We start from the raw sequence: 22,399 nt of genomic DNA on the forward strand, positions 1-22,399 counted from the left end.
GGGTATCGTTCGCGCGCTTCGCCGCCAACGATACTGCCGCCCGATTTCACGCTCCCTCATCCTTGATCGGCATAGAGCAATTTCGCTGACGCCGGAGGAAGCATGACCGAGCACGATGCACAAACGGTCGCTGACGGACCGTTCCTGACAACGAGGGAAGCGGCGCGCTTTCTCAAACTCAAGCCCAACACGTTGGAGAAAATGCGCGTCTATGGCGGAGGCCCGCAATACCGCAAACACGGCCGCCACGTTCGCTATCACATTGACGAACTGACCGCTTGGTCGGACATGCGGAAGAAGGATTCGACTTCCGATGTCTGAGCATTTTACACGCGTCGAGATCGCCTTCTATCCGGAGCATCTGAACCACTGGCTGCGGTTCGGCGCGCCCGACGGGCAGCAGGACTTGGACCGCAGACGGTCGCTTGCGCTTTTCAAACCGGGGCAGGTGTTCGGATATGTCCGCTGGCGCGCGAACGAGTACGGCACGCAGGAATGGCGCTTCACCATCGCTCGCGCAGCGGAGCCGTCGCTGCTTTTGAGCCGAATTCCGGGCGTTTGCCCCGGAGGCGAAGTGCTCTTGCTCGTGACCGGCAACACGAAGGTCAAGCGTGCGCTGTTGCAGATCGACGTGCTCGAAGCGGACGGCTTCGATCCGGCTGACGTGTCGCCCGCCTATTATCGTCATGTCCACAATCGGATCGACGCCAGGCAGCCGATCCGCGCCTATTCACGAGAACAGCACGCGGCCTATTCGGCATCAAAAACGGTGTCGGCGTGAAGCGCGGGCCGCTCGTTTGCACGGCGATCCCGGTGCTTGCTTTGGCCGTCGTATCGACCATCAGCCTGCCGAAAAAGCTGATCTATAACGCCTCGGCGAGCGCGCCAATCGGCTTCTATTGGCTCGACCATCAGCCAATCAGACGCGGCGATTACGTTCTCGTTCGCGCGCCCGAGCGCGTCCGAGAACTTGTCGAAGAGCGTGGCTATCTGCCCGCCAATGTGCCCTTCATCAAGCGCGTCGTCGGTGTCGATGGAGACGTAATTTGTCGTCGGCGGGAGACGGTTTCGATCAACGGAAATCCGGCTGCTAGGGCTGAAAAGGCGGACGGTTTGGGCAGGCCGCTGCCCGATTGGCAGGGCTGCCACATCCTCACCGAGCAGACGGTCTTCCTGTTGCAAGACCATCCGCAGTCCTTCGATGGGCGCTATTTCGGGCCGGTGGATCGGCGCCTCATAGTCGGTCGGGCGACGAAGCTACGGTTTCTCTGGCGGAAGCACGAGAAAAGCTGATCCAGCGTCATGAAGGAATTGGAGCGTGGAAGGCGTCTGAGGCAGCGGAGGGCAAGATAAAAGGTGATGGGGCAAAGCCCGCATAACCCATTGTCTGCACATCCGATTTGGTTGCACACGGTGCTTTCACGCGTGTGCAGATGATTGGACCTAAGGCCCTGACTTGATTGGCGAATAGGTGGTGCAAGGATGAAGCGGTTGTTTGACGCCCACGCTCGCGCCCCATGTTTATGACCGACCATGGCCGATGATACCGACGACATTTTCAAGCCGAAGCTCGGGCGCATTCGCAGCCTGGGCGGCGCGCGCACGAAGAGCTACTTGGGTCGCGTGCTCCGGCAGGTCTCGAAGGCAGGCAAGTCCGGTTTCGGAACCGGAGCCGCGTCACGGCGCTATTCCGGCTACCGGATCGGGCGCGGCAATGACGTACTTCGGCGTGGTCGCGCCGGACACCGCTTCGGACCGACCTATCGGCGCGTCGTCATCAAGACGCGGATCGTCAAACTCAGAGGCGGCGGCATTGATGCCGCCCGAGCGCACCTTCGCTATATCCAACGCGATGGAGTCTCCAGGGAGCACGAGCCGGGCCGGCTCTATGACGCCGCCCAAGACGAGGCGGACGGCAAGGCGTTCCTCGAGCGCAGCGACGGCGACCGGCATCAGTTCCGTTTTATCGTCTCGCCGGAAGATGCGACCGCGCTTGCCGACCTCAAGCCATTCGTCCGCGATCTGATGAGCACGATGGAGAAAGACCTCGACACGCGGCTTGACTGGGTGGCGGTCGATCACTTCAACACCGAGCATCCGCATACCCATATCGTGCTCCGGGGCAAGGACGAGCTCGGCAAGGACCTTGTTATCGCCCGTGACTACATCGCCCACGGCATGCGGGCGCGGGCGAGCGAACTATTGACGCTGGAACTCGGGCCGCAGACCGAGCAGGAACTCCGGCAGAAACTGGAACACCAGGTTGAGCAGGACCGTTTCACCGATCTTGACCGGGCGCTGGTCCGCGACGCCGTGGACGGCATCGTGGATGCGCGTGCCGAACCGCAGCGTCCCGACGCACGGTTCCGCCATGCTATGAAGATCGGCCGGCTGCACGTGCTCGCGCGGCGAGGCCTCGCCGAGGAGATGGAGCCGGGTCGATGGCGGCTCTCGCCGAAACTGGAGGAGACCCTCCGGCGCGCGGGCGAGCGTGGCGACATTATCAAGACTATGCACCGGGGACTGCGGCAGGCCGGACTCGATGCCGGCGCTACGGAGTATTCGATCTACGATCCCGCCGACCTGCGCGCGCCAACTATCACCGGTCGGATCATCGACCGCGGGCTCCACGACGAGCTGAGCGACGGCCACTACGTCATGATCGACGCCGCCGATGGGCGGGTTCACTACGTCGCACTCGATCCACGGCAGGAGATGGAGGACTTGCCGCTCGGCGCCGTCGTCGAGGTTGGACCGGCGGCAGCCGGAATAAAGCCGTCCGACCGGACCATCGCCGAGATCGCCCGACGGAACGACGGCCTCTACACGACGGACGCCCATCACGCATTTGATCCGCGTGCATCGGAGGAGTTCGTTCAGGCGCACGTCCGCAGGCTCGAAGCGCTGCGCCGCGCCAACGTCGTTCGGCGCTTTCCGGATGGGTCATGGGAAGTCCCCGAGGACCTCGAAGACCGGGTTGAGGCGCTCGCCAAAAAGCAGGCGCGATATCCGGGCCGCATCACGACCCTGTCGTTTCTGTCCCTTGAGGCTCAAGTCAATGCCGACGGCGCGACTTGGCTGGACCGGCAGCTTCTCGCCAAAGAACCGGCGACGCTACGCGGCGAGCGCTTCGGGGCCGAATCTGCCCAAGCCCTGCACCGGCGCCAAGAGCATCTCATGGAGCAAGGGCTGGCGGAGCGTGACGGAAAGACAATCCGCTACCAACGCAATCTCCTTCGCGCGCTGCGGCAACGGGAGTTGGCGGCCGCCGGCGAGAAACTCGCCAAGGAGACGGGATTTGCCTTCGTGGAAACACGGGACGGGGATCGGATCGATGGCGTCTACAAAAGGCCTATCCATCTCGCCAGCGGCAAGTTCGCCATCATTGAGAAATCAAAGGAGTTCACGCTCGTTCCCTGGCGGCCGGTCCTCGAACGCCAACGCGGAAAGCTGGTCGGCGGCGTCATGCGCGGGTCGTCGATGTCGTTCGATTTTACGAAGAAACGCGGGATTGGAATCGGGTGATATCGTCACTGGTCATAGTCAGCGAAAACATCTGTTGTGATTAAAGCCGCTTTTGGGGTCCGCGAGGCCCTCCCTATCCGGCTATGGGATTCTGCTCCTCGTTACGGCAACACCCCAGGGTACTCAGCTCTGATCGCGCTTTCATAATCGTCAAGATCAGACCGGAGCACATGGTCGGCCATGGACCAGAACGTCGCCAAGCGCTGACCGTATTGAGCGTCGGCGCCGCGCTGGCCACCATGGACGATCGATTGGATCAGAAATTGTCGCATCTGGCCTTGCTCCCCGTTGTGCGGAAGACTTCTCATGTCACGCATGATGCATTCGTGCATGTACCCGGCGAACCTGTCACCCAGCTTATTCGAGTTAGCAATCGTCTCCATGCACGATCCGAGCGCGACAGCAGCGGATACAGGGATATTTCCGTTGTCATTGCCGAATTTTTTGAACTGCGAAATATTTAGATGAGGCGAATTTTCAGGCAGCCTTTCCACCAAGCTGACCCACCTGCCAAGTACATCGATGACCTCGTAGATCAGTCTGGCCGAGCGCGTGGGAAATTCAGCGTTCGGGTTCACGTGAGGGTTTGATGTATCGTAAAACTTCTCCAATCGGTCGACGAAATAGGGAAAATAATAGAGCCACATGTGCCACTGAATGCCCTGACAGGCAGCGGCCGTGACCATTACATCGAAGAAAAAGATGCTGACGAATGTAGGGTCCTGCCAGCGTTCATCGTTGAAGTCCTCGGCACTTCCGTTCAGCCAAGCGACGTAATCTGCAGGACCGTCTGTGCGAAGCATCTTCATGACATGCTCGCCTATCGGCTTCCACACCGCGAGTTGTTTAGCCGTATGGGCGTCGACGAAAAGAAAATGGAGCAAGCGGTTGCTTGCGGGGAGCGCATAGCCGCAAGATACCGTATTCTGATTTTGCTGGAGTTCCTGGTAAAGCACACTGCCAGTGTCGGAAATCAGATCACCAAAAAAGGCATCCGATAAGTCATGTTTTCCGTATAGGTCCAGCCGCAACAGGTGGATGGCAAAATATGGCCGCATCCGCGCTATGAAGCGCCTGAGGTCCGCTGACCGAAAAAGAACCCGTGCAATGTCTTCCGCCTCAGTTTCGGCCCGGCTTTGCGCTGGAACGATGGCGACAAGCTTGCTGGCCCAATGGCGCAGCTTGTTGAAAATTGGTTGACGACGATCATCGTCATCATCCGCTACACCAAGCACTCGCCTTCGGTTGATTTCCGCGAGCATCTGTTCGATGGTCCCACCCCCGCCGAGCACGACCAATCTGTCGTGCAGTTTTTGCAGTGGCAGCTTGCGGCGGGCGGCTCGCTCGATCAATCGGAAGTGGGGTTCCATGAGCGTCAGCACTTCGGCGAAGCGCTGCTCAAAAACCAACTCGTCGATGAGTGCGGAGAGTGTCGGCAGAGATACCGAAGTGCGCCACAAAATCCAGTTGATCACCCATGCAAGAGGCACCCAAGCGATGACGACTAAAAACGCGGCGCGGGCCGGTGTGAACGAGCCGCCGTCTGGGAAGGTAACAGGATTACAGATGGCCGCTACGACAGACGGACAGGGCTGTCCGACGGCATCGAAAAAGAGAAGGTACAGAACAAGCCCGAATGCGCCCAAAGCCAAGAGAACTTGGATCACAAGGCCGAGCTTCGCGCGCAGCTTGGTTACAGGCGGAACGACCGCATAGATGGCCACGGCCAAAGCCAGAAACGTTAGAAATCCATCAAGGCTCATCTTAAATCGTTCCTTTGTACCGAGTGTAATTCGGCGACAACAGGCTACCGTTGCCCCACAATTCTATTTGCCGCACGATCTTTTTCATACTGAGCGCGGGCTGAAAATGCCGATTTTCAATGTCCGATTTCGGGTTTGGTAACTAGCCCGCGCGTCCAGTGCACCGCACGAACAACTTCTCTGCGCCGCCAAGAAATAACGCCTCGGACGAAATCCCGCCGCCAGTCGCGGCGAGCCGGAGCTCCGATCCCTTGACGCTCTTGAGTTCGAACTGCACGGTCTCGTCAATCGCGCCGTCGCGGAGCCGGCCAAGGAAGTCGTCATACTCGACGCGGTGGTCGAAACTCATGATGACCGTGCCGTCGCGCAATTCCCATCGGCCGGTGCGCCACGGCAGAAGGCCGACCTTTTCGTTGGACGCCCGCCACCATTCGACCGTGCCGGTTCCGCTATTCTCGAACAGAATCACGCGTTCCTTTGCGCACTCGGCTTGGCTGGCGGACCACATGCCCGTCAGCGCCGCGCGCTTGCCTCCCGCGAGACGACCAAGCAGTCCCGGACCCTCGGCCTTCGCTTCGCTCTCTTTCAGCACTACATCATAGGTCGTGCGAATTTCAGCAATCCGAGCAACTTGATCGTCGGCTGGCTTCTGCGCCGTATTGGGGGTAGTCGCCACTGTGCCATCGGCGACGGTTTTTCGGCTGACACGAAGCTGGTACTTGCCCGTAGACGAACCGACCATGGCGTCCAGAACGCGGGCGTCGCCCATAACGTAGCCCTGGGCGTTGGCCTCGCCGGCGCCGACGACAACCCCTGAGACCTTGAGCTGGTTGGAAGGATTGACGCCGAGGGAGCGGCAAAGCGCGGCATAGTGGTTCATGCCCGTAAGTGCGGCTTCTTCGATCAGCGCATCGTCGCGCAATTGATCGGCCGTTTCGAAAAGCAGGATCATCTCCGTGACTTCGTGGCATTTGGGCTCGGCCGGGTGGAGGATGCGGAGCGCCACATCGACCGGCTCGTCATAGACAAACCAGCCAGGCCCGCCCTCGAAATTCCGAACCTCATAGTCGGCCGCGTTCGCCGGACCGAAGACTATGACACTCAGCAAACAGGCGGCGGCGACGCCTACGAAGGCGGAATGGCATGAATGGCGATCCAATCGCATAGATCATCTCCTTCTTTGCCCCCGCGCTCCTCCTTTTTGTCGGTTTTGAGCGCCGCCGGCGACGCGCCGCATCGCCCGTCCAACACCATCCAGAATGATAGCCGCTTCCGGTTGCAAAAATAAGGTCTGATGTTCTTGGGTAATATTGTCTGTTGCTGGCGATTGCTTCCTTATTTCTCCGCTCTTGGATGACGCTGGAAGTCATTGCCTTGATTCAAATGTGATTTCGTCACGATCCTTTGCCGGATTTTACCCGAGCTTTCGGCTCCGACACCGGCGCAGGATCGATGACACCGACCAGACTCCTCATAGGCCAAATCTTCCTCGTCTTCGCGATCGTCATTGGCGCGGTGTGGGGCGCGACGCAGTGGACGGCGGCCGAGTTCGGCTATCAGGCGCGGCTCGGTCCGGCTTGGTTCCATGTCGTCGGTTATCCCGTTTACGTCCCGTGGCGGCTGTTTGAGTGGTGGTACGCCTACGAAGCTTACGCGCCGGGGGTCTTCAACCGCGCCGGCGCGATGGCGGCGGGCGGCGGCATGCTCGGCGTCGTCGTCGCGATCGCCGGATCGCTGTGGCGCGCGCGGCAGGCCCGGCTGGTCACGACCTACGGCTCGTCGCGCTGGGCGACCAAGGGCGAGGTCGACAAGTCCGGTCTGTTCGAGCCGCAAGGCGTGTTCCTCGGCAGGCTGAAGGACCGTTATCTACGCCACGCCGGGCCGGAGCATGTCATGTGCTTCGCGCCGACCCGCTCGGGCAAGGGCGTCGGCCTTGTCATCCCGACTTTGCTGAGCTGGCCGCACTCCGCTGTCATCCATGACATCAAGGGCGAGAACTGGCAGCTCACCGCTGGCTGGCGGTCGCGCTTCTCGCACTGCCTTCTGTTCAATCCGACCGATCCCGCGAGCGCCAAATACAACCCGCTCCTCGAAGTGCGCAAAGGCCGGTTCGAAGTCCGCGACGTTCAGAACATCGCCGACATTCTGGTCGACCCGGAGGGCGCGCTCGAACGGCGGAACCACTGGGAGAAGACCAGCCACGCGCTCCTCGTCGGCGTAATTCTGCATGTGCTTTACGCCGAGAAGGAGAAGACGCTCGCCCGCGTCGCGGCGTTCCTTTCCGACCCGTCGCGCTCCTTCGAACGCACGTTGCGGGTGATGATGAGCACCAATCATCTCGGAACGGACAAGACGCCGCAGGTTCACCCCGTCGTCGCGCAGGCCGCGCGCGAGCTTCTGAACAAGTCGGGGAACGAACGCTCGGGCGTGCTCTCGACGGCCATGTCTTTTCTCGGGCTCTATCGCGACCCGACCGTGGCGGAGACCACGAGCGCCTGCGAATGGCGTATCGCCGATTTGGTGGACGCCGAGCGGCCGGTCTCGCTCTATCTGGTCATTCCGCCTTCGGATATTTCGCGGACGAAGCCGCTGGTGCGGCTCGTCCTCAATCAGATCGGCCGCCGGCTAACGGAACGGCTGGAAGGGCAGGCCGGCAAACGGCGGCGTCACCAGCTCCTGATGATGCTCGACGAGTTCCCGGCGCTCGGCCGGCTCGACTTCTTCGAATCGGCGCTCGCCTTCATGGCCGGCTACGGCGTCAGGAGCTTCCTGATTGCGCAAAGCCTCAATCAGATCACAAAGGCTTACGGGGATAATAACTCGATCCTCGACAACTGCCATGTCCGCATCGCATTCGCCTCGAACGACGAACGCACGGCGAAGCGCATCTCGGATTCTCTCGGCACAGCCACCGAGCTGCGCGCCATGCGCAACTATGCGGGTCACCGCCTCGCGCCCTGGCTAGCCCATGTCATGGTCTCGCGACAGGAAACGGCGCGGCCGCTTCTGACGCCCGGCGAGGTGATGCAGCTTCCCGCAGACGAGGAGATCGTCATGGTCTCCGGCCAGCCGCCGATCCGCGCGAAGAAGCTGCGCTATTTCGAGGACGCCAACTTCACAGGCCGGGTGTGCCCCCCGCCCGCGCTCGCGGCGGACGGTCCTTTTGCGGACCGTCCGCCATCCCGCGCCGACGACTGGAGGGACCAAGTGCGCGGCTCCCACGTCGATCTCGTCAAGCCGTGGTCGGAGCTCGTCTCGAACGGCGATGAAGACGAGGGTGAAAATGGGGGCGGCCTCAAGCGCCATCCTGCGCTTCCTGAGGAGGCGCCGGCCAAGCTGGAACCCGAACGCGCGCCTGATGCCGGACTTCTCGACGACGAGTTCGACCCCAACGACGCCAGGCGGATGGATCAGCTCGCGCGCAATGCGACCGTGGTCCGGCGCGCCCACGCCATGGACCAGGCCGACGATGACCTGATTCCGAGCTTCTGAAGGATACGCCCATGAAACCCCGCCTCAACGTTCATGTCTCTGACGAGCTTTTCGACAAGGTGGAGATTGCCGCGAAGCGGCCGGACGTCACCAAGGCGGCCGTGGTCGAGGCGGCGCTCATGGGTTTCTTCTCGAAAGAGTTCGACGATCAGCGTGACGGTGCGCTCATCCGCCGGCTCGACCGGATGACCCGGCAATATGACCGGCTGGAGCGCAATCTCTCGGTCACGGCCGAAACGCTGGCGCTCTTTATCCGCTTCTTTCTCACCGTCACGCCGCCATTGCCGAACGCCGATCAGGACGCCGCCCGCGCCCTCGGCAAGGAGCGGTTCGATTATTTCATCGGCCAGCTCGCTCAGCGGCTTGCCGGCGGCAAGAACATGATCCGCGACGTGCTCGAAGAGGTGAGCGCCAAGGAGAGCGACTTCTTCACACAAGAGGAGGTCGACGCCTTGCAGGCCGTGCGGCAGGCCTATTCTCCGGACAACAACAGGCCGAACGGCGGAGCGGCTCACGACGACCTGATTGCGGAGGCGGATAATGGCTGACCGCTTCCATCCGGACACGGTCGATCGCCAGCGCACCATGCTGCGCACCGCCATGGGACCTGCGATTGCGGCGGCGCTGGCCGACCCCGCCGTCATCGAAGTGATGGTCAATCCCGACGGCCGGCTTTGGCTCGACCGCCATGGTGACGGCCGCATCGACACTGGGAGGCGGATCGGCGCCGTCGAAGCCGAGCGGATCATCCGGCTGGTGGCGAGCCATATCGGCCAGGAGTGCCATCGCGAACACCCCGTTGTCTCGGCCGAACTGCCCGAAAGTGGCGAGCGCTTCGAAGGCCTGCTGCCGCCGGTGGCGCCGGCGCCATGCTTCGCCATCCGTAAGCCGGCCCGCATGCTCTACCGGCTCTCGGACTATGTGGAAGCGCGGATCATGACGTCGCTGCAGGCGAAGGCGCTGCGGGAGGCTGTCGAGACGCGCAAGAACATCGTCGTGGTTGGCGGGACGAGTTCTGGCAAGACGACGCTTGTCAACGCGCTCCTGGCCGAGGTCGCGACCGGCGGCGACCGGGTGATCCTCATCGAGGACACGCGCGAACTCCATTGTGCGGCGGAAGACAGCGTCAGCCTACGGACGAAGCCCGGCGTCGCCACGCTCGCCGATCTCGTACGCTCGACCCTGCGCCTCAGGCCCGACCGGATCGTCGTCGGCGAAGTCCGCGGCGCGGAAGCCCTCGACATGCTGAAAGCGTGGAACACTGGTCATCCGGGCGGCATTACGACGCTGCACGCCAACTCGGCCCATGCCGGGCTCTACCGGCTCGAACAACTCATCCAGGAAGCCGTCGTCACGGTTCCGCGCCGGCTGATCGCCGAGGCGATCGACATTGTCGTCTTCCTGAAGGGGCGGGGCTCGGGCCGCCGCGTCGAGACGGTCGCCGCGCTCGAAGGCCTCAACGCCAACGGCGATTACCGCCTCGCGCCGATGACGCCCGTTCACCTCGTTCCAACAGCCTGACCAGGGAGACCGTCATATGAATCCATTTCCGCCTGATGCTTTGTCCCGTTTCCCGTACCGGCAGGCGCTGTTCACGGGCCTTCTTGTCGGCTTGGCGTTCATCTGGTCGGACGCCGCCCACGCCGCTGGCTCTGGCATGCCGTGGGAGGCGCCGCTCACCCAGATCCTGCAATCCATCGAAGGGCCGGTGGCGCGCATCATCGCCGTCATTGTCATCGTCATCACCGGCCTGTCGCTCGCCTTAGGTGAGTCGAGCGGCGGTTTCCGCCGGTTGATCCAGATCGTGTTCGGGCTGTCCATCGCCTTCGCGGCGACGAGCTTCTTCCTGTCCTTCTTCTCCTTCGGCGGCGGAGCGCTCATCGCATGACCATCGAAGGCTTCGAAATCCCGCTTCATCGCGCGCTCACCGAGCCGATCCTAATGGGCGGCGCGCCGCGCACGGTGGCGATCGTCAACGGCACGCTCGCAGCGGCTCTCGGGCTCGGCCTCCAGCTTTGGCTCGCGGGGCTTGCCGTTTGGATCGTCGGCCATGCGGCCGCCGTCTACGCCGCGCGCAAGGACCCCGCCTTCATGCAAGTCCTCATGCGCCACATTCGCCACAAGGGCCACCTCTCATGCTGAATCTGGCGGAATACCGGAAACGTCCGGCGCTCCTGGCCGACTATCTGCCCTGGGCGTGCCTTGTCGCGCCGGGCGTCATCCTCAACAAGGACGGCGGGTTCCAGCGCTCGGCGCGGTTTCGCGGTCCCGACCTCGAAAGCGCCACGGAAGCCGAACTGGTCGCCGTTTGCGCGCGGATCAACAATGTGCTGCGCCGCTTCGGCTCTGGCTGGGCGCTCTTCTTCGAGGCCGAGCGGCATCCCGCCCGCGATTATCCGCATTCGGAGTTTCCGGACCTCGTATCGCGCCTTGTCGACGAAGAGCGCCGCGCCGCATTCGAAGAGTCCGGAGCGCTGTTCGAGAGCGGCTATGTCCTCACCTTCGCCTATCTGCCGCCGGCCGAAAATATCGGCCGCGCTGAGCAGCTTTTGATCGAAAGCGAAGGCGAGCACCGCGGCCTCGACTATCGCGATCATCTCGATGCATTCGTCCAGAAAACCAACCGGGCGCTCGACCTTCTCGGTGAGCTCATGCCCGAAGTCGCGCCGCTCGATGACGAAGAGACGCTGACCTATCTGCACAACTGCATCTCGAACCGGCGTCTGTCCGTGGCCGTTCCCGAGACGCCGGCCTATCTCGATGCGGTTCTCGTCGACACATCGCTCACCGGCGGCCTCGCGCCGATGCTTGGCGAGGCACATCTTCGCGTGCTGACCGTGCTCGGCTTTCCGGGTTCGACGACGCCGGGGCTGCTCGACGCCTTGAATGGTCTTGGCTTCGAATACCGGTGGATGACGCGGTTCATTCCCCTCGACAAGGCGGCGGCGGAGAAGGCGATCAAGCGCTATCGCCGGCAATGGTTCGCCAAGCGCAAGTCGATCTCCGCCATCATCAAGGAGGTGATGACCAACGAGCAATCGGCGCTCGTCGATACCGATGCGGACAATAAGGCGGCCGATGCCGACGCCGCGCTTCAGGAACTCGGCGCCGATCTTGTCTCTTATGGCTATGTCACGACGACCTTTGTCGTCTGGGACGAAGATGCGAATGGGGTCCGCGAGAAGGTGCGCGCCGCGCAGCGCGTGATCGACGGGCGCGGCTTCGCCACCATCGAGGAAAGCGCCAACGCGGTTGAAGCCTGGCTGTCGTCTCTGCCCGGCCATGTCTACGCCAATGTGCGAGCCGCGCCGGTCAACACGCTGAACCTCGCCCATATGATGCCGCTATCGGCAACTTGGGCGGGACCGGCGCGGAACGCGCATCTGGGCGGTCCGCCGCTCATCACGGTGCGGACCAACGGCACGACGCCGTTCCGGCTGGTCACGCATTTCGGCGATGTTGGCCACACGCTCGTCGTCGGCCCGACCGGCGCCGGCAAATCGGTCCTGCTGGCCCTGATTGCACTTCAGTTTCGCCGCTATAAGGACGCGCGGATCACCATTTTCGACAAGGGCGGCTCGGCGCGCGCCGCCGTGCTCGGTATGGGTGGCGCCTGGTTCGATCTCGGGGCGGCCAAGGAAGGCGTCAAGCACGCGCTCGCCTTCCAGCCGTTCGCCAAAATTGATCTCACCGGCGAGCGGTCCTTCGCGCAGGAATGGGTGCTCGGGCTTCTTGCACACGAAGGCGTCGCGGTGACACCTGAGGTCAAGGATGCGGCATGGTCGGCGCTGTCGAATCTCGCCGCCGCGCCTCAACCGGAACGCACACTGACGGGGCTGGCGACGCTGTTGCAGCGAACCGAGCTTCGACAGGCGCTCCAGCCCTATACGCTCGAAGGACCATATGGCCGGCTTCTCGACGCCGATGACGACCGCCTGATCCTAGGCGCCGTCCAATGCTTCGAGATGGAGGAGCTGATGCACGAGGCGGGCGCGGTGCTGCCCGTGCTCACCTATCTCTTTCATCGCCTCGACGCGCAGTTCGATGGGCGGCCGTCGCTGCTCATACTCGACGAGGCGTGGCTCTTCCTCGACAATCCGGCCTTCGCCGCGCGCATCCGCGAGTGGCTGAAGACGCTCCGCAAGCAGAACGTCTCGGTCGTGTTCGCGACGCAAGGCCTGTCGGATATCGCCGGCAGTTCCATCGCGCCGGCGATCATCGAGAGCTGCCCGAGCCGCATCTTCCTGCCCAATGACCGGGCGATCGAGCCGCAGGCAAAGGCCGTCTACGAAGCCTTTGGCCTCAATGACCGGCAGATCGAGATCGTCGCCCGGGCCACACCAAAGCGCGACTACTACTTCCAGTCCCGCCTCGGCAACCGGCTGTTCGAACTCGGTCTCGGCACCGTCGCGCTCGCCTTCACCGCCGCCTCGACCAAGCAGGACCATGCCCTGATGGACGAACTGGTCGCCGCCCATGGCGAGGAGGAGTTCGCGGATTCCTGGCTGCGCGCCAAGGGCCTCGATTGGGCGGCGGACCTCATAGCGTCCGAAACCGAACCCTTAAACCATCCCGACACGGAGGAGAACCATGAAACGTAAGCTTCTGGCGGCCGTCGCCGCCCTCGCCCTGATGGCGGGGCCTGTCCAAAAAGCCCATGCCATTTTCGGCGTCGGCGACGTGGTCTACGACCCGGCCAACCACGCCGAGAACATCCTGACCGCGGCGCGCACGCTCATCCAGATCAACAATCAAGTCCAGCAACTCGCCAACGAAACGCAGATGCTGCTGAATGAGGCGCAGAACCTCGCGTCTCTGCCGACTTCTGTCGCGGCCGATCTTCGAACCTCGCTCGCGCGCGTAGACGGTCTCATCACGACCGCCCGCGGGATCGCCTATCAGGTCTCGGTCATCGACAGCGAATATCGTCGGCTCTTCCCCGAACAATATGCGGCGGCCGTCTCGACCTCGCAGATCGTCGCCGATGCGCAGGAAGCCTGGACCCTGGCGCGCGAAGGCTTCAAGCACAGTCTGGAGGTTCAGGCCGAAGTGGTCGGGCAGGTCCGCGCCGACACGGTGACGCTCGACGGCCTGATCACCGAAAGCCAGGGCGCCGTCGGCAATCTTCAGGTAGCGCAGGCTGGCAATCAGCTCACGGCGCTTGCCGCCAAGCAGACCATGCAGCTTCAGACGCTTCTTGCCGCTTCGGCCCGGGCCGACGCACTGGAGCGCGCGCGGAGCCTCGCCGCGCACGAACAGGCGCGCGTCCGCTTCGTGCGTTTCATGGGCGACGGCGACGCCTATACGCGGCGCTAACTAAGGGGCACAGGCGATGGATGACCTCAACGTCATCGATCAGTTCACGGATACATTCGTCAGCTATATCGATTCCGGCTTCGGCTTGCTGACGCCGGACGTCGCCTTTCTCACGACCATCCTGATCGGGATCGACATCACGCTTGCCGGCCTTTTCTGGGCCTTGGCCGACGACAAGGCTGTCATCCCGGCGCTGATCCGCAAGGTGCTCTATGTCGGCGCCTTCGCCTTCATCCTGAACAATTTCGCCTTTCTCGCGAATATCATCTTCGATTCCTTCGCGGGCCTTGGCTTGCGCGCCACTGGCGCGCCAATCAGCGCCGCCGACCTAATGCGTCCCGGCTTTGTCGCGGCGACCGGCTTTGACGCGGCGCAGCCTTTGCTGGCGGAGGTGAGCGACCTCATCGGCCCGATCGCGTTCTTCGAGAACTTCGTGCAGATCGCCGTGCTGATGGTCGCCTGGCTGATCGTGCTCCTGGCCTTCTTCATCCTCGCGATCCAGCTCTTCATCACCATTCTCGAATTCAAGCTGACGACGCTTGCCGGGTTCGTGCTCGTGCCCTTCGCGCTGTGGAACAAGACGGCTTTCCTCGCCGAGCGCGTGCTTGGGAACGTGATCGCGGCCGGCATCAAGCTGATGGTGCTCGCCGTCATCGTCGGCATCGGCTCGACCTTGTTCGGCGCCTTTGCGGCCTCGTTCGCCGGCGGCGACATCACCATCGAGCAAGCACTCTCCACCGTGCTCGGCGCGCTCGCGATTTTCATGCTCGGAATCTTCGGCCCCGGCATCGCGGCAGGGCTCGTCTCGGGCGCGCCGCAGCTTGGCGCCGGCGCCGTGGTCGGCTCGGCTGCGGGTCTAGCCCTTGGCGCCGCCGCCGGCGCCAGTGTTGCGATGGGCGGCGCGCGTGCCCTTGGGGCCGCCGCTGGCGGTGCGACTAGGGCGGCCGCTTCTGTCGCCGGCGGCGCAAGCACCGCCTATGGCCTCGGGCGCGCCGCTTCGGGGGCCTCCGGTCCGGCCGGTGTCGCTGCCGGCGTCACAGGCATGACCCGCGCTGGCGTCGGCGCCGTCGGTCAGGGCGTTCGCAATGTTGCCGACCGGGCGACCGCCGGCGTGCGCCAGTCCTTTTCCGATGGCGCGCGCGGCGCGTTCACCGCCACCGGCGGCGCACTTCCCGGCGGAACCGATATCCCGGCCGCGACCGCGGCAGCGAGCGGCGCGCCGGATTGGGCGCAAAGGCTGCGGCGCGAGCAGCGGATGCGCGAGGGCGTGAGCGTCGCCGCGCACACCGTCCGAGACGGCGACCGGCCCGTATCCGGCGAGAACCCACGGCTCAGGGATGACGAATGATGTTCAAGAGATCGACGACCGCATACGGACAGACGCCCGAACCGGTGACGCCCTACCAGAAGGCGGCGCAGGTCTGGGATGAGCGCATCGGTTCTGCCCGCGTTCAAGCGCGGAACTGGCGCTACATGGCCTTCGGTTGTCTGGCGCTTGCGATCGGCCTTTCGGGCGGCGTTGTCTGGCAGGCGGGGCGCAGCACGATCACGCCCTATGTGGTCGAGGTCGATAAACTTGGCGAGGTGCGCGCCATCGGCCCGGCCATCTCCGCTTATGAGCCGACCGACGCCCAGATCGCCTACACCCTCGCGCGCTTCATCGAGCATGTCCGCTCGCTTTCGATCGATCCGATCATCGTGCGCCAGAATTGGCTCAGGGCCTATGACTTCACCACAACTGAGGCCGCGAACACGCTCAACGAATATGCCCGCGAGAACGATCCCTTCTCAAAGGTCGGCCAGCGCACCGTCACCGTCGAAGTGACGAGTATCGTGCGCTCCTCCGCCGACAGCTTCGACGTGCGTTGGCGCGAACAAACATTCGAGAACGGATCGCTCGCAGGCACGACCCGCTACACCGCCGTTCTCTCCATTCTCCTCCAGCGTCCGCGCACCGAAGAGACGCTGAGGAAGAACCCGCTCGGCATCTATGTCCGCGCGCTCAATTGGAGCCGCGACCACATCCCCGGAGACAATCAATGAAGAAAATCGCCATATTCGCCCTAGCCGGTCTGCTCGCGGCCTGCGCCCACAAAGAGCTTCCGCCCGAGATCAGCTATGACAGCACCGATTTCGACGCGGCGACGCTCGCCGCCGAGCCGCCACGCCCCATCCGCATCGTCACGCTGCCCGAACCACTGCCACTGCCGGGGCAGTTGAAGCCCGTGCCGCGCGGCAGCGAGCCGCTGGCGCCGGACACGCGATCGGCGGAAGAGCGGGTAGAGGATGCCAACGCCGCGGCCGCCATGGAGCCGAGCGCGGACGGCTACATCAACGCCATTCAGGTCTATCCCTATACGGAAGGCGCGCTCTATCAGCTCTATACGGCGCCGAGCCAGGTGAGCGACATCGCGCTTCAGAAAGGGGAAGAGATTGTCTCCGTCTCTGCCGGCGATACGGTGCGCTGGGTCATTGGCGACACGGTGAGTGGCGACGGAGAGAACGCCCGCGCTCATGTGCTGGTGAAGCCGATCAAGGCGGACCTCAAGACCAACCTCGTCATCATCACCGACCGGCGCGCCTATCATCTGGAGCTCACGAGTACACCCGAGACCTATATGGCCTCGGTGTCCTGGACATATCCCCATGACGAGCTTCTGGCGCTTCGCCGGGACAACAAAACGGCGGAAGAGGCCGCTATCCAAGTCGTCGATAAGGGCCTCGATATCGACAAGCTGCGCTTCCGCTATGCTGTCAGCGGCGACGCGCCGCCCTGGCGGCCGGTGCGCGTCTTTGACGATACCCACAAGGTCTATATCCAGTTCCCGGCCCGTCTCGACCAGGGCGAAGCGCCTCCGCTCTTCGTCGTTGGGCCGGACGGGGACAATCAGCTCGTCAACTACCGGGTGCGCGGGCGCTATTACATTGTCGATCGGCTGTTCGCCGCCGCCGAGCTTCGGTTCGGCGAAGACCCGCAACAGGTGGTGCGCATCACCCGCACCGACGGCCGTCCCGCCGTGACCGGCCAAGAACGGTCGGACGCCATCGGCGCGTTCGAGGCCGGAGATCGCTGATGGCGCCGTCCCGCGACGACGATATGGGGCATGCCGATCCACCGGATGCGGGCGCCGCCAAGGTCGATGCGGAAACGCTCGCATTGCGCGCGAAACCGCGCCCGGTGACACGGATCAACCGCCGTGTGCTGATGTTGCTCTCCGGCACGGGGCTTCTTCTGATCTTTGGCGCGACGATCTTCGCCCTCGATCCGCCGCGCCTGTTCGGCCGCGACGAGGCCGGCCGTGAGCTCATCCGAACCGAAAACACGCCGACGCCAGAAGGGTTGGAAGGTCTGCCGCGCAATTACGGCGATCTGCCGAAACCGGTCGAACTCGGACCGCCGCTGCCGGGCGATCTCGGCGGCGCCATACTGGATAAGGAACGCGAGCTTGGCGTAGGGCCGTCGCCCGATTTGCCGTTCCGTCCGAATCCCGAGGATGACGCAGCGCGCGCCGAGCGCATCCGCCAGGCGCGCCTCGCGAGCCAAGGCCGCGAATCCGGCGTCTTCTTCCAGCTTTCGACGCGAACGGCCGACGCGTCGAACACGCCGGCCACAGTCGGCAGCGCGACTCCTGCGCCAAGCCCGGCGGAACGCAATCCCTTCGACGGCCTCCGCACGGCGGAGGCCGATCAGGGACTCGGGCTCGATCTCCAAAACGACCAGAACCTCCAGGGACGCAAGCTCGATTTCCTTAAGCAGAGCGTCGATGCGGACATCTATAACCCCCACGCGCTTCAGGACCCGGCCTCGCCCTATCAGGTGATGGCGGGGACCATCATCCCGGCGAGTCTTGTGACCGGCGTTAACTCCGACCTGCCGGGTCGCGTCATCGCGCAGGTGACCGAGAATGTCTACGACACGGTCTCGGGACGTTTTCTTTTGATCCCGCAAGGCGCGCGCGTCATCGGGACCTATGACAGCGTCATCGCCTTCGGCCAGAGCCGCGCGCTTGTCGTCTGGCAACGGATCATCATGCCGGACGGCTCCTCGGTCGTAATCGAGAACCTGCCGGCTACCGACACGGCCGGCTATGCCGGCCTCGAAGATGAGGTGAACTTCCACACCTGGCGGCTGTTGAAGGGCATCGTGCTTTCGACGCTGCTCGGCGTCGGTACGGAGCTCAGCTTTGGCGATAACGAAGGCGATCTCGTCAAGGCGATCCGAGAGTCGACCCAGGACAGCGCCAACCGGGTCGGCCAGCGCATCACCGAGCGCAATCTCAACATCCAGCCCACCATCACGATCCGCCCCGGCTGGCCGCTTCGCATCATTGTGCATTCGGACATGGTGCTCAGGCCCTATCGCGGATGAGGAGAAACTTATGACTCTCAAACTCGACAAGCTCCCAGACCGCGACCCGGCGAAGATCACTTTCACCGCGAGCCCGGAGCTCAAGACCGCCTTGACCGATTACGCCGAAATCTACCGGCGTACTTACGGCAACAAAGAGGGCGTCGCCGACCTCATTCCCTTCATGCTGGAGGCGTTCATGAACGCCGATCCCGGCTTCAAACGGGCGCGCAAAGCTTTGGCCGACGTGCGTCCATCGTCAACCCAAGCAAAGGAGACCTGAGAGATGGCTACGATTGGCAGCTTCACCGCCGGCAAGGACGGCTATGTCGGAACGATCCGGACCCTGACGGTCAACGTCAAGGCCAGGATCGTCGCCAATGACCAGAAAAAGAGCGAGGGCGCGCCCGACTTCCGCGTCTATGCCGGCCGCGCCGAGCTCGGCGCCGCCTGGAAGGCCAGGACCAATGGCGAGGAGCCCCGCGACTACCTCAGCGTCCAACTCGACGACCCGAGCTTCCCCGAGCCTATCCGCGCGGCCCTTTTCGAGGAGGACGGCGCGGCGTTCCTGGTCTGGAACCGCCGAGACGGGTAGACGGGGTCCGGTCCGGGGCGTTCGGAGATGTAACAAAACCTCGGAAGTTAGCCGCAAGATCCGAGGTTTTGTTACACGCATTTTCAGCGGCGCCGGCTCCGGACGGCCCGAACTTGGCCTGCCGGCTTGGAAATCGAGTATCTTCTGACTCCCCCTGTGCCGGGGAAGACGATACTTCAGATATGGTTTCATACGGATTTGACAAAGTGCCGCTCATGCGGGCATACTTTCGTCATTGATGGTAAAGCCATATATGGTATATTGCTTTCTCCGATCACATGAAAGTTAACGTGCTCATGTCCCGGCTCGTTTCAGCCCCGTTCTTCAGCGCCCGGCCGGTCTTCGACCGAGCCGAATACGCTGCGGCTGTGGGCCGCCGGCCCAACGACAAGGTCGTTACGGCCATGCTCGCCCAGCACCTTCGGGCAGGCAATATCAAGCGCGTCGCACGGGGCGTCTTTGCCTCCGTCCCCAAGCACGCCGATCCCGACAAATGGTCCGTCGATCGATTCCTGGCGGCCTCCCGTCTACGGCGCGGCGGTGTCATCGCCTATCACTCGGCCCTTGAGCTTCACGGTTGCGCCTACACGGAGGGCCATGAGGTGCAGGTTATCGCGCCCGGTGAGCCGGGCGTCGTCGAGACCGCCGATTTCTCCTGCCGGTTCGTGAAACCGCCGCGTGGCTTCGCTCAGGAAAATGGCAACTTGGCCGACGGCGTTACGGTCGTCGATCGCATGGGGCTTGAGGTCCGTGTGACCACGATCGAGCGGACAATCGCGGACCTCTTCGACCGCTATGATCTCGCGGGCGGTGCGGAGGAACTTTTCAATTCGCTCGATCTCGTCGCGCGCGTCGATGCCGCCGCCTTGGTCCGGCATGCGCGCGCGCTCGGCAATGCGACGGCGGCCGGCGCCTTGGGATATTGGCTGGAGCGCGAACAGCACCGGCTCGGTGTAGAAAGCGCGGCGTTAAAAAAGCTGCACGCGCTCGCCCCGCGACAAGCGCGATACGCCTTAGCCGCCAAACCGGGCGAAGGCCGGACGGCTACGGGTTGGAATGTGATCCTGCCCGTCGAGGTCATAGAGCCTCAGTTCGAGGGCGTATAAATGGCGGCGCCTTCAACCCAGACCCTGCAGCGCATCGCCAGCGAGACCGGCTATCAGGTCGGCACGCTCGAAAAGGTGATCCGGCTCCTCGACATCCTGCAAGAGGTCGCTCGCGATCGGGTCTTAAGCGAGCGGCTTGCTCTCAAGGGCGGCACGGCGCTCAACGTCTTTCATCTCGGCCTCGACCGTCTGTCGGTCGATATCGATCTCAACTATGTCGGCGCGCTCGACCGTGGGGCGATGGAGACTGAGCGGCCTGAGGTCGAGGCAGCCCTGAACCGGCTCTTGGCATCCCAGGGATACACGATCCGCCGTCAGCCGGATGAACATGCCGGCGGCAAGTGGATCATGCGCTTCGCGTCGGCGCTCGGCGGAAACGCGACGTTGGAGCTCGACGTGAATTACATGGCGCGTCAGCCCCTGTTTGGCGCTGCTCGCGTGTCATCGGCCGCGCTTGGGGACATGCGCGCGAGCGAAGTGCTGGTGCTCGACCTTCAGGAGATCATTGCCGGCAAGCTGGTTGCGCTCTTTGATCGCCATGCCGCGCGCGATCTCTTCGATGCACGGCGTATCCTGTCGATTGAGGGACTCGACTGGAAGAACATCAAAGCCGCGTTTCTGGCGTTCGGCGCCTGCGCGCGCCGTGATTGGCGATCGGTTTCGATCGACGCAATCAAGGGCGACCCACGGGAGCTTCGTCAAAAGCTCCTGATCTGCCTGCCGCGCGGCTATTTCGGTGGCAAGGACGCGATCGATGCGTGGATCGAGGAGACGGTCGTGCTCTGCCGGGAGCGATTTGCTTTCCTGTTCGATCTTTCCGCGGACGAGCAGGCATTTCTTGATAGCGTGCTTGACCGCGGCGAAGTCAACGCTGATTTGCTTGACGTCCCGTTTGATATCCGCGCCCGGATCGTGACCATGCCGATGCTCGCCTGGAAATGTCAAAATGTGCGCACGCATTACCAGTTAGAAGGTTAAGGATTGTAGCAAAGATGAGGGGCAAATTGGGGCATGGCAAAGAGTAAGAAAAAAGTCATCAACATTTCTTCACGCGAAGCGAATTTAAAAAGAAAATTACGCAGGCACCTGCGCTCGTTGGGATTTGAAAAGGCCGAAGACGGGAGTCTCCAGGTAAACGGATCGGGGAAAAAGATTGTAAGGACGCTGCACCGGTCCCAAAGGGATGAGCGGCTAAAAGCTAGCCGCGCCTTTATCTCTGAGCATGCAGAAAATCTCCTACCGTACTTTGCCTCGGGTCACGAGGTCGTAGCAGAGAAAATCTCCCCGGTTTTGGAACGGGTTTACGCTGATACTTTTCAAGGGAACCTGTTCAGGCTGGCATCGCTTACATGGTCTGTGCCCGTGTCGAACGGCTTCGGCAGGCGGCTCCGATACCTTGTGTGGGATCAGTACAACGGCAAGCTCATCGGGCTGATTGCTATTGGCGATCCCGTATTTAATCTATCGGTGCGCGACAAGCTTATTGATTGGGATTCGAACGATCGAAGTGCAAGGCTTGTCAATGTCATGGATGCTTACGTGTTGGGGGCACTGCCGCCCTACAATGCCCTGCTCGGCGGCAAGCTGATTGCCTGTCTCTTGCGCACCCGCGATCTATATGACGACTTCGCCAACGTATATGGCGGCACGACCGGCATCATATCCCAGGAAGAGAAAAAAGCGCGCCTGCTTGCGATAACGACCTCATCCTCAATGGGCCGTTCGTCAGTATACAACCGACTCAAACTGGACGGAACGCAGTATTTGCAGCCGATCGGATATACCGGCGGATGGGGACATTTCCACATTCCGGACAAGCTGTTCGCCGAGTTGCGAGAATATTTGCGCGCTATTGATCATCCTTACGCCGACCTGCACAGGTTCGGTGAGGGGCCGAACTGGCGTTTGCGAACCACGCGCGCCGCTCTGTCCGCGCTCGGCTTAAAGGAAGACATGCTGCGTCACGGCATAAAGCGCGAGGTGTTTATCTGCCAGCTTGCCAGCAACGCCGCAAGAATTCTCCAGACCGGCAAAGGGCGGCCCAACCTGTCATCGCTGCTCTCCGCCAACGAAGTTGCTGAGTTGGCAGTCAATAGATGGATGGTGCCTCGTGCTGTCAGGCGACCAGAATTCAAAGATTGGGATTCGGGCGCTCTAATAGAATTGTTTGGTAATCAAAGCCGTATGTTACGCTCCTTGGTCGAAAAGGCGGCACGGGAAAAGAGAAAAACCGCGGGAGTCTAGCCGAATATGC

General features: G+C 62.7%; 22 protein-coding genes. 20 read left to right on the plus strand and 2 right to left on the minus strand.

Features of this window, described 5'->3' with window-relative positions:
* The first annotated feature begins 102 nt into the window (after positions 1-102).
* From RLQ26_01885 to RLQ26_01900, 4 genes are all read left to right on the plus strand, one after another.
* Positions 103-321: a helix-turn-helix domain-containing protein gene (locus RLQ26_01885; protein ID MEQ9087475.1), complete on the plus strand. Its 219-nt coding sequence runs from the start codon at positions 103-105 to the stop codon at positions 319-321.
* Positions 314-781 (plus strand): DUF2840 domain-containing protein, encoded by a 468-nt coding sequence (locus RLQ26_01890; protein ID MEQ9087476.1) that lies wholly within the window; start codon positions 314-316, stop codon positions 779-781. Before RLQ26_01885 ends, RLQ26_01890 begins: the two co-directional genes overlap by 8 nt.
* Positions 782-813: 32 nt before the next feature.
* Positions 814-1,293 (plus strand): S26 family signal peptidase, encoded by a 480-nt coding sequence (locus RLQ26_01895; GenBank protein MEQ9087477.1) that lies wholly within the window; start codon positions 814-816, stop codon positions 1,291-1,293.
* A gap of 240 nt (positions 1,294-1,533) precedes the next feature.
* Positions 1,534-3,525 (plus strand): relaxase/mobilization nuclease and DUF3363 domain-containing protein, encoded by a 1,992-nt coding sequence (locus RLQ26_01900; GenBank protein ID MEQ9087478.1) that lies wholly within the window; start codon positions 1,534-1,536, stop codon positions 3,523-3,525.
* A 101-nt stretch (positions 3,526-3,626) separates the two neighbouring features.
* Here the strand turns inward: RLQ26_01900 and RLQ26_01905 are convergent, their stop codons facing one another.
* Complete coding sequence (locus RLQ26_01905; protein ID MEQ9087479.1) at positions 3,627-5,288, minus strand: hypothetical protein; 1,662 nt, start codon at positions 5,286-5,288, stop codon at positions 3,627-3,629.
* Positions 5,289-5,430: 142 nt separating this feature from the next.
* Entirely contained in the window at positions 5,431-6,453 is a 1,023-nt protein-coding gene (locus tag RLQ26_01910) for a hypothetical protein (GenBank protein ID MEQ9087480.1), read from the minus strand.
* Between the two features lie 287 nt (positions 6,454-6,740).
* On the opposite strand from RLQ26_01910, the gene RLQ26_01915 reads away from it, so the two are divergent.
* The 16 genes from RLQ26_01915 (at position 6,741) to RLQ26_01990 (ending at position 22,389) form a co-directional block, all read left to right on the plus strand.
* Complete coding sequence (locus tag RLQ26_01915) at positions 6,741-8,780, plus strand: conjugal transfer protein TraG (protein MEQ9087481.1); 2,040 nt, start codon at positions 6,741-6,743, stop codon at positions 8,778-8,780.
* 11 nt (positions 8,781-8,791) lie between these two features.
* Entirely contained in the window at positions 8,792-9,328 is a 537-nt protein-coding gene (locus RLQ26_01920; GenBank protein ID MEQ9087482.1) for a CopG family transcriptional regulator, read from the plus strand.
* Positions 9,321-10,301: a P-type conjugative transfer ATPase TrbB gene (gene trbB, locus RLQ26_01925; GenBank protein ID MEQ9087483.1), complete on the plus strand. Its 981-nt coding sequence runs from the start codon at positions 9,321-9,323 to the stop codon at positions 10,299-10,301. Before RLQ26_01920 ends, trbB begins: the two co-directional genes overlap by 8 nt.
* Before the next feature lie 16 nt (positions 10,302-10,317).
* Positions 10,318-10,668 (plus strand): TrbC/VirB2 family protein, encoded by a 351-nt coding sequence (locus tag RLQ26_01930; protein ID MEQ9087484.1) that lies wholly within the window; start codon positions 10,318-10,320, stop codon positions 10,666-10,668.
* The gene (locus RLQ26_01935; protein ID MEQ9087485.1) at positions 10,665-10,922 is read left to right on the plus strand and encodes a VirB3 family type IV secretion system protein; all 258 of its coding nucleotides are present in this window, start codon (positions 10,665-10,667) and stop codon (positions 10,920-10,922) included. The genes RLQ26_01930 and RLQ26_01935 overlap by 4 nt, the downstream gene beginning before the upstream one ends.
* A complete protein-coding gene (gene trbE, locus RLQ26_01940; GenBank protein MEQ9087486.1) occupies positions 10,916-13,381 on the plus strand; it encodes a conjugal transfer protein TrbE in 2,466 nt (821 codons plus the stop codon). The genes RLQ26_01935 and trbE overlap by 7 nt, the downstream gene beginning before the upstream one ends.
* On the plus strand, positions 13,371-14,096 hold the full coding sequence (gene trbJ / locus RLQ26_01945; GenBank protein ID MEQ9087487.1) for a P-type conjugative transfer protein TrbJ: 726 nt from the start codon (positions 13,371-13,373) through the stop codon (positions 14,094-14,096). The genes trbE and trbJ overlap by 11 nt, the downstream gene beginning before the upstream one ends.
* Before the next feature lie 16 nt (positions 14,097-14,112).
* Positions 14,113-15,444 (plus strand): P-type conjugative transfer protein TrbL, encoded by a 1,332-nt coding sequence (gene trbL, locus RLQ26_01950; protein ID MEQ9087488.1) that lies wholly within the window; start codon positions 14,113-14,115, stop codon positions 15,442-15,444.
* Complete coding sequence (gene trbF, locus RLQ26_01955; GenBank protein ID MEQ9087489.1) at positions 15,441-16,139, plus strand: conjugal transfer protein TrbF; 699 nt, start codon at positions 15,441-15,443, stop codon at positions 16,137-16,139. Before trbL ends, trbF begins: the two co-directional genes overlap by 4 nt.
* A complete protein-coding gene (gene trbG, locus RLQ26_01960) occupies positions 16,136-17,170 on the plus strand; it encodes a P-type conjugative transfer protein TrbG (GenBank protein ID MEQ9087490.1) in 1,035 nt (344 codons plus the stop codon). The genes trbF and trbG overlap by 4 nt, the downstream gene beginning before the upstream one ends.
* Positions 17,170-18,465, plus strand: a complete 1,296-nt coding sequence (locus RLQ26_01965) for a TrbI/VirB10 family protein (protein ID MEQ9087491.1) — start codon at positions 17,170-17,172, stop codon at positions 18,463-18,465. Before trbG ends, RLQ26_01965 begins: the two co-directional genes overlap by 1 nt.
* A 10-nt stretch (positions 18,466-18,475) precedes the next feature.
* A complete protein-coding gene (locus tag RLQ26_01970; protein ID MEQ9087492.1) occupies positions 18,476-18,727 on the plus strand; it encodes a DUF2274 domain-containing protein in 252 nt (83 codons plus the stop codon).
* Positions 18,728-18,730: 3 nt separating this feature from the next.
* A complete protein-coding gene (locus tag RLQ26_01975; GenBank protein MEQ9087493.1) occupies positions 18,731-19,039 on the plus strand; it encodes a DUF736 domain-containing protein in 309 nt (102 codons plus the stop codon).
* A gap of 278 nt (positions 19,040-19,317) precedes the next feature.
* The gene (locus tag RLQ26_01980; GenBank protein MEQ9087494.1) at positions 19,318-20,145 is read left to right on the plus strand and encodes a transcriptional regulator; all 828 of its coding nucleotides are present in this window, start codon (positions 19,318-19,320) and stop codon (positions 20,143-20,145) included.
* Positions 20,146-21,123, plus strand: coding sequence for a nucleotidyl transferase AbiEii/AbiGii toxin family protein (locus RLQ26_01985; GenBank protein ID MEQ9087495.1), 978 nt, complete (start codon positions 20,146-20,148; stop codon positions 21,121-21,123). It abuts the gene before it with no gap.
* 33 nt (positions 21,124-21,156) lie between these two features.
* Positions 21,157-22,389, plus strand: a complete 1,233-nt coding sequence (locus tag RLQ26_01990) for a DUF4338 domain-containing protein (protein ID MEQ9087496.1) — start codon at positions 21,157-21,159, stop codon at positions 22,387-22,389.
* Positions 22,390-22,399: the final 10 nt, after the last annotated feature.

This window comes from Alphaproteobacteria bacterium, from assembly GCA_040220875.1.
Lineage (GTDB): Bacteria > Pseudomonadota > Alphaproteobacteria > JAVJVX01 > JAVJVX01 > JAVJVX01.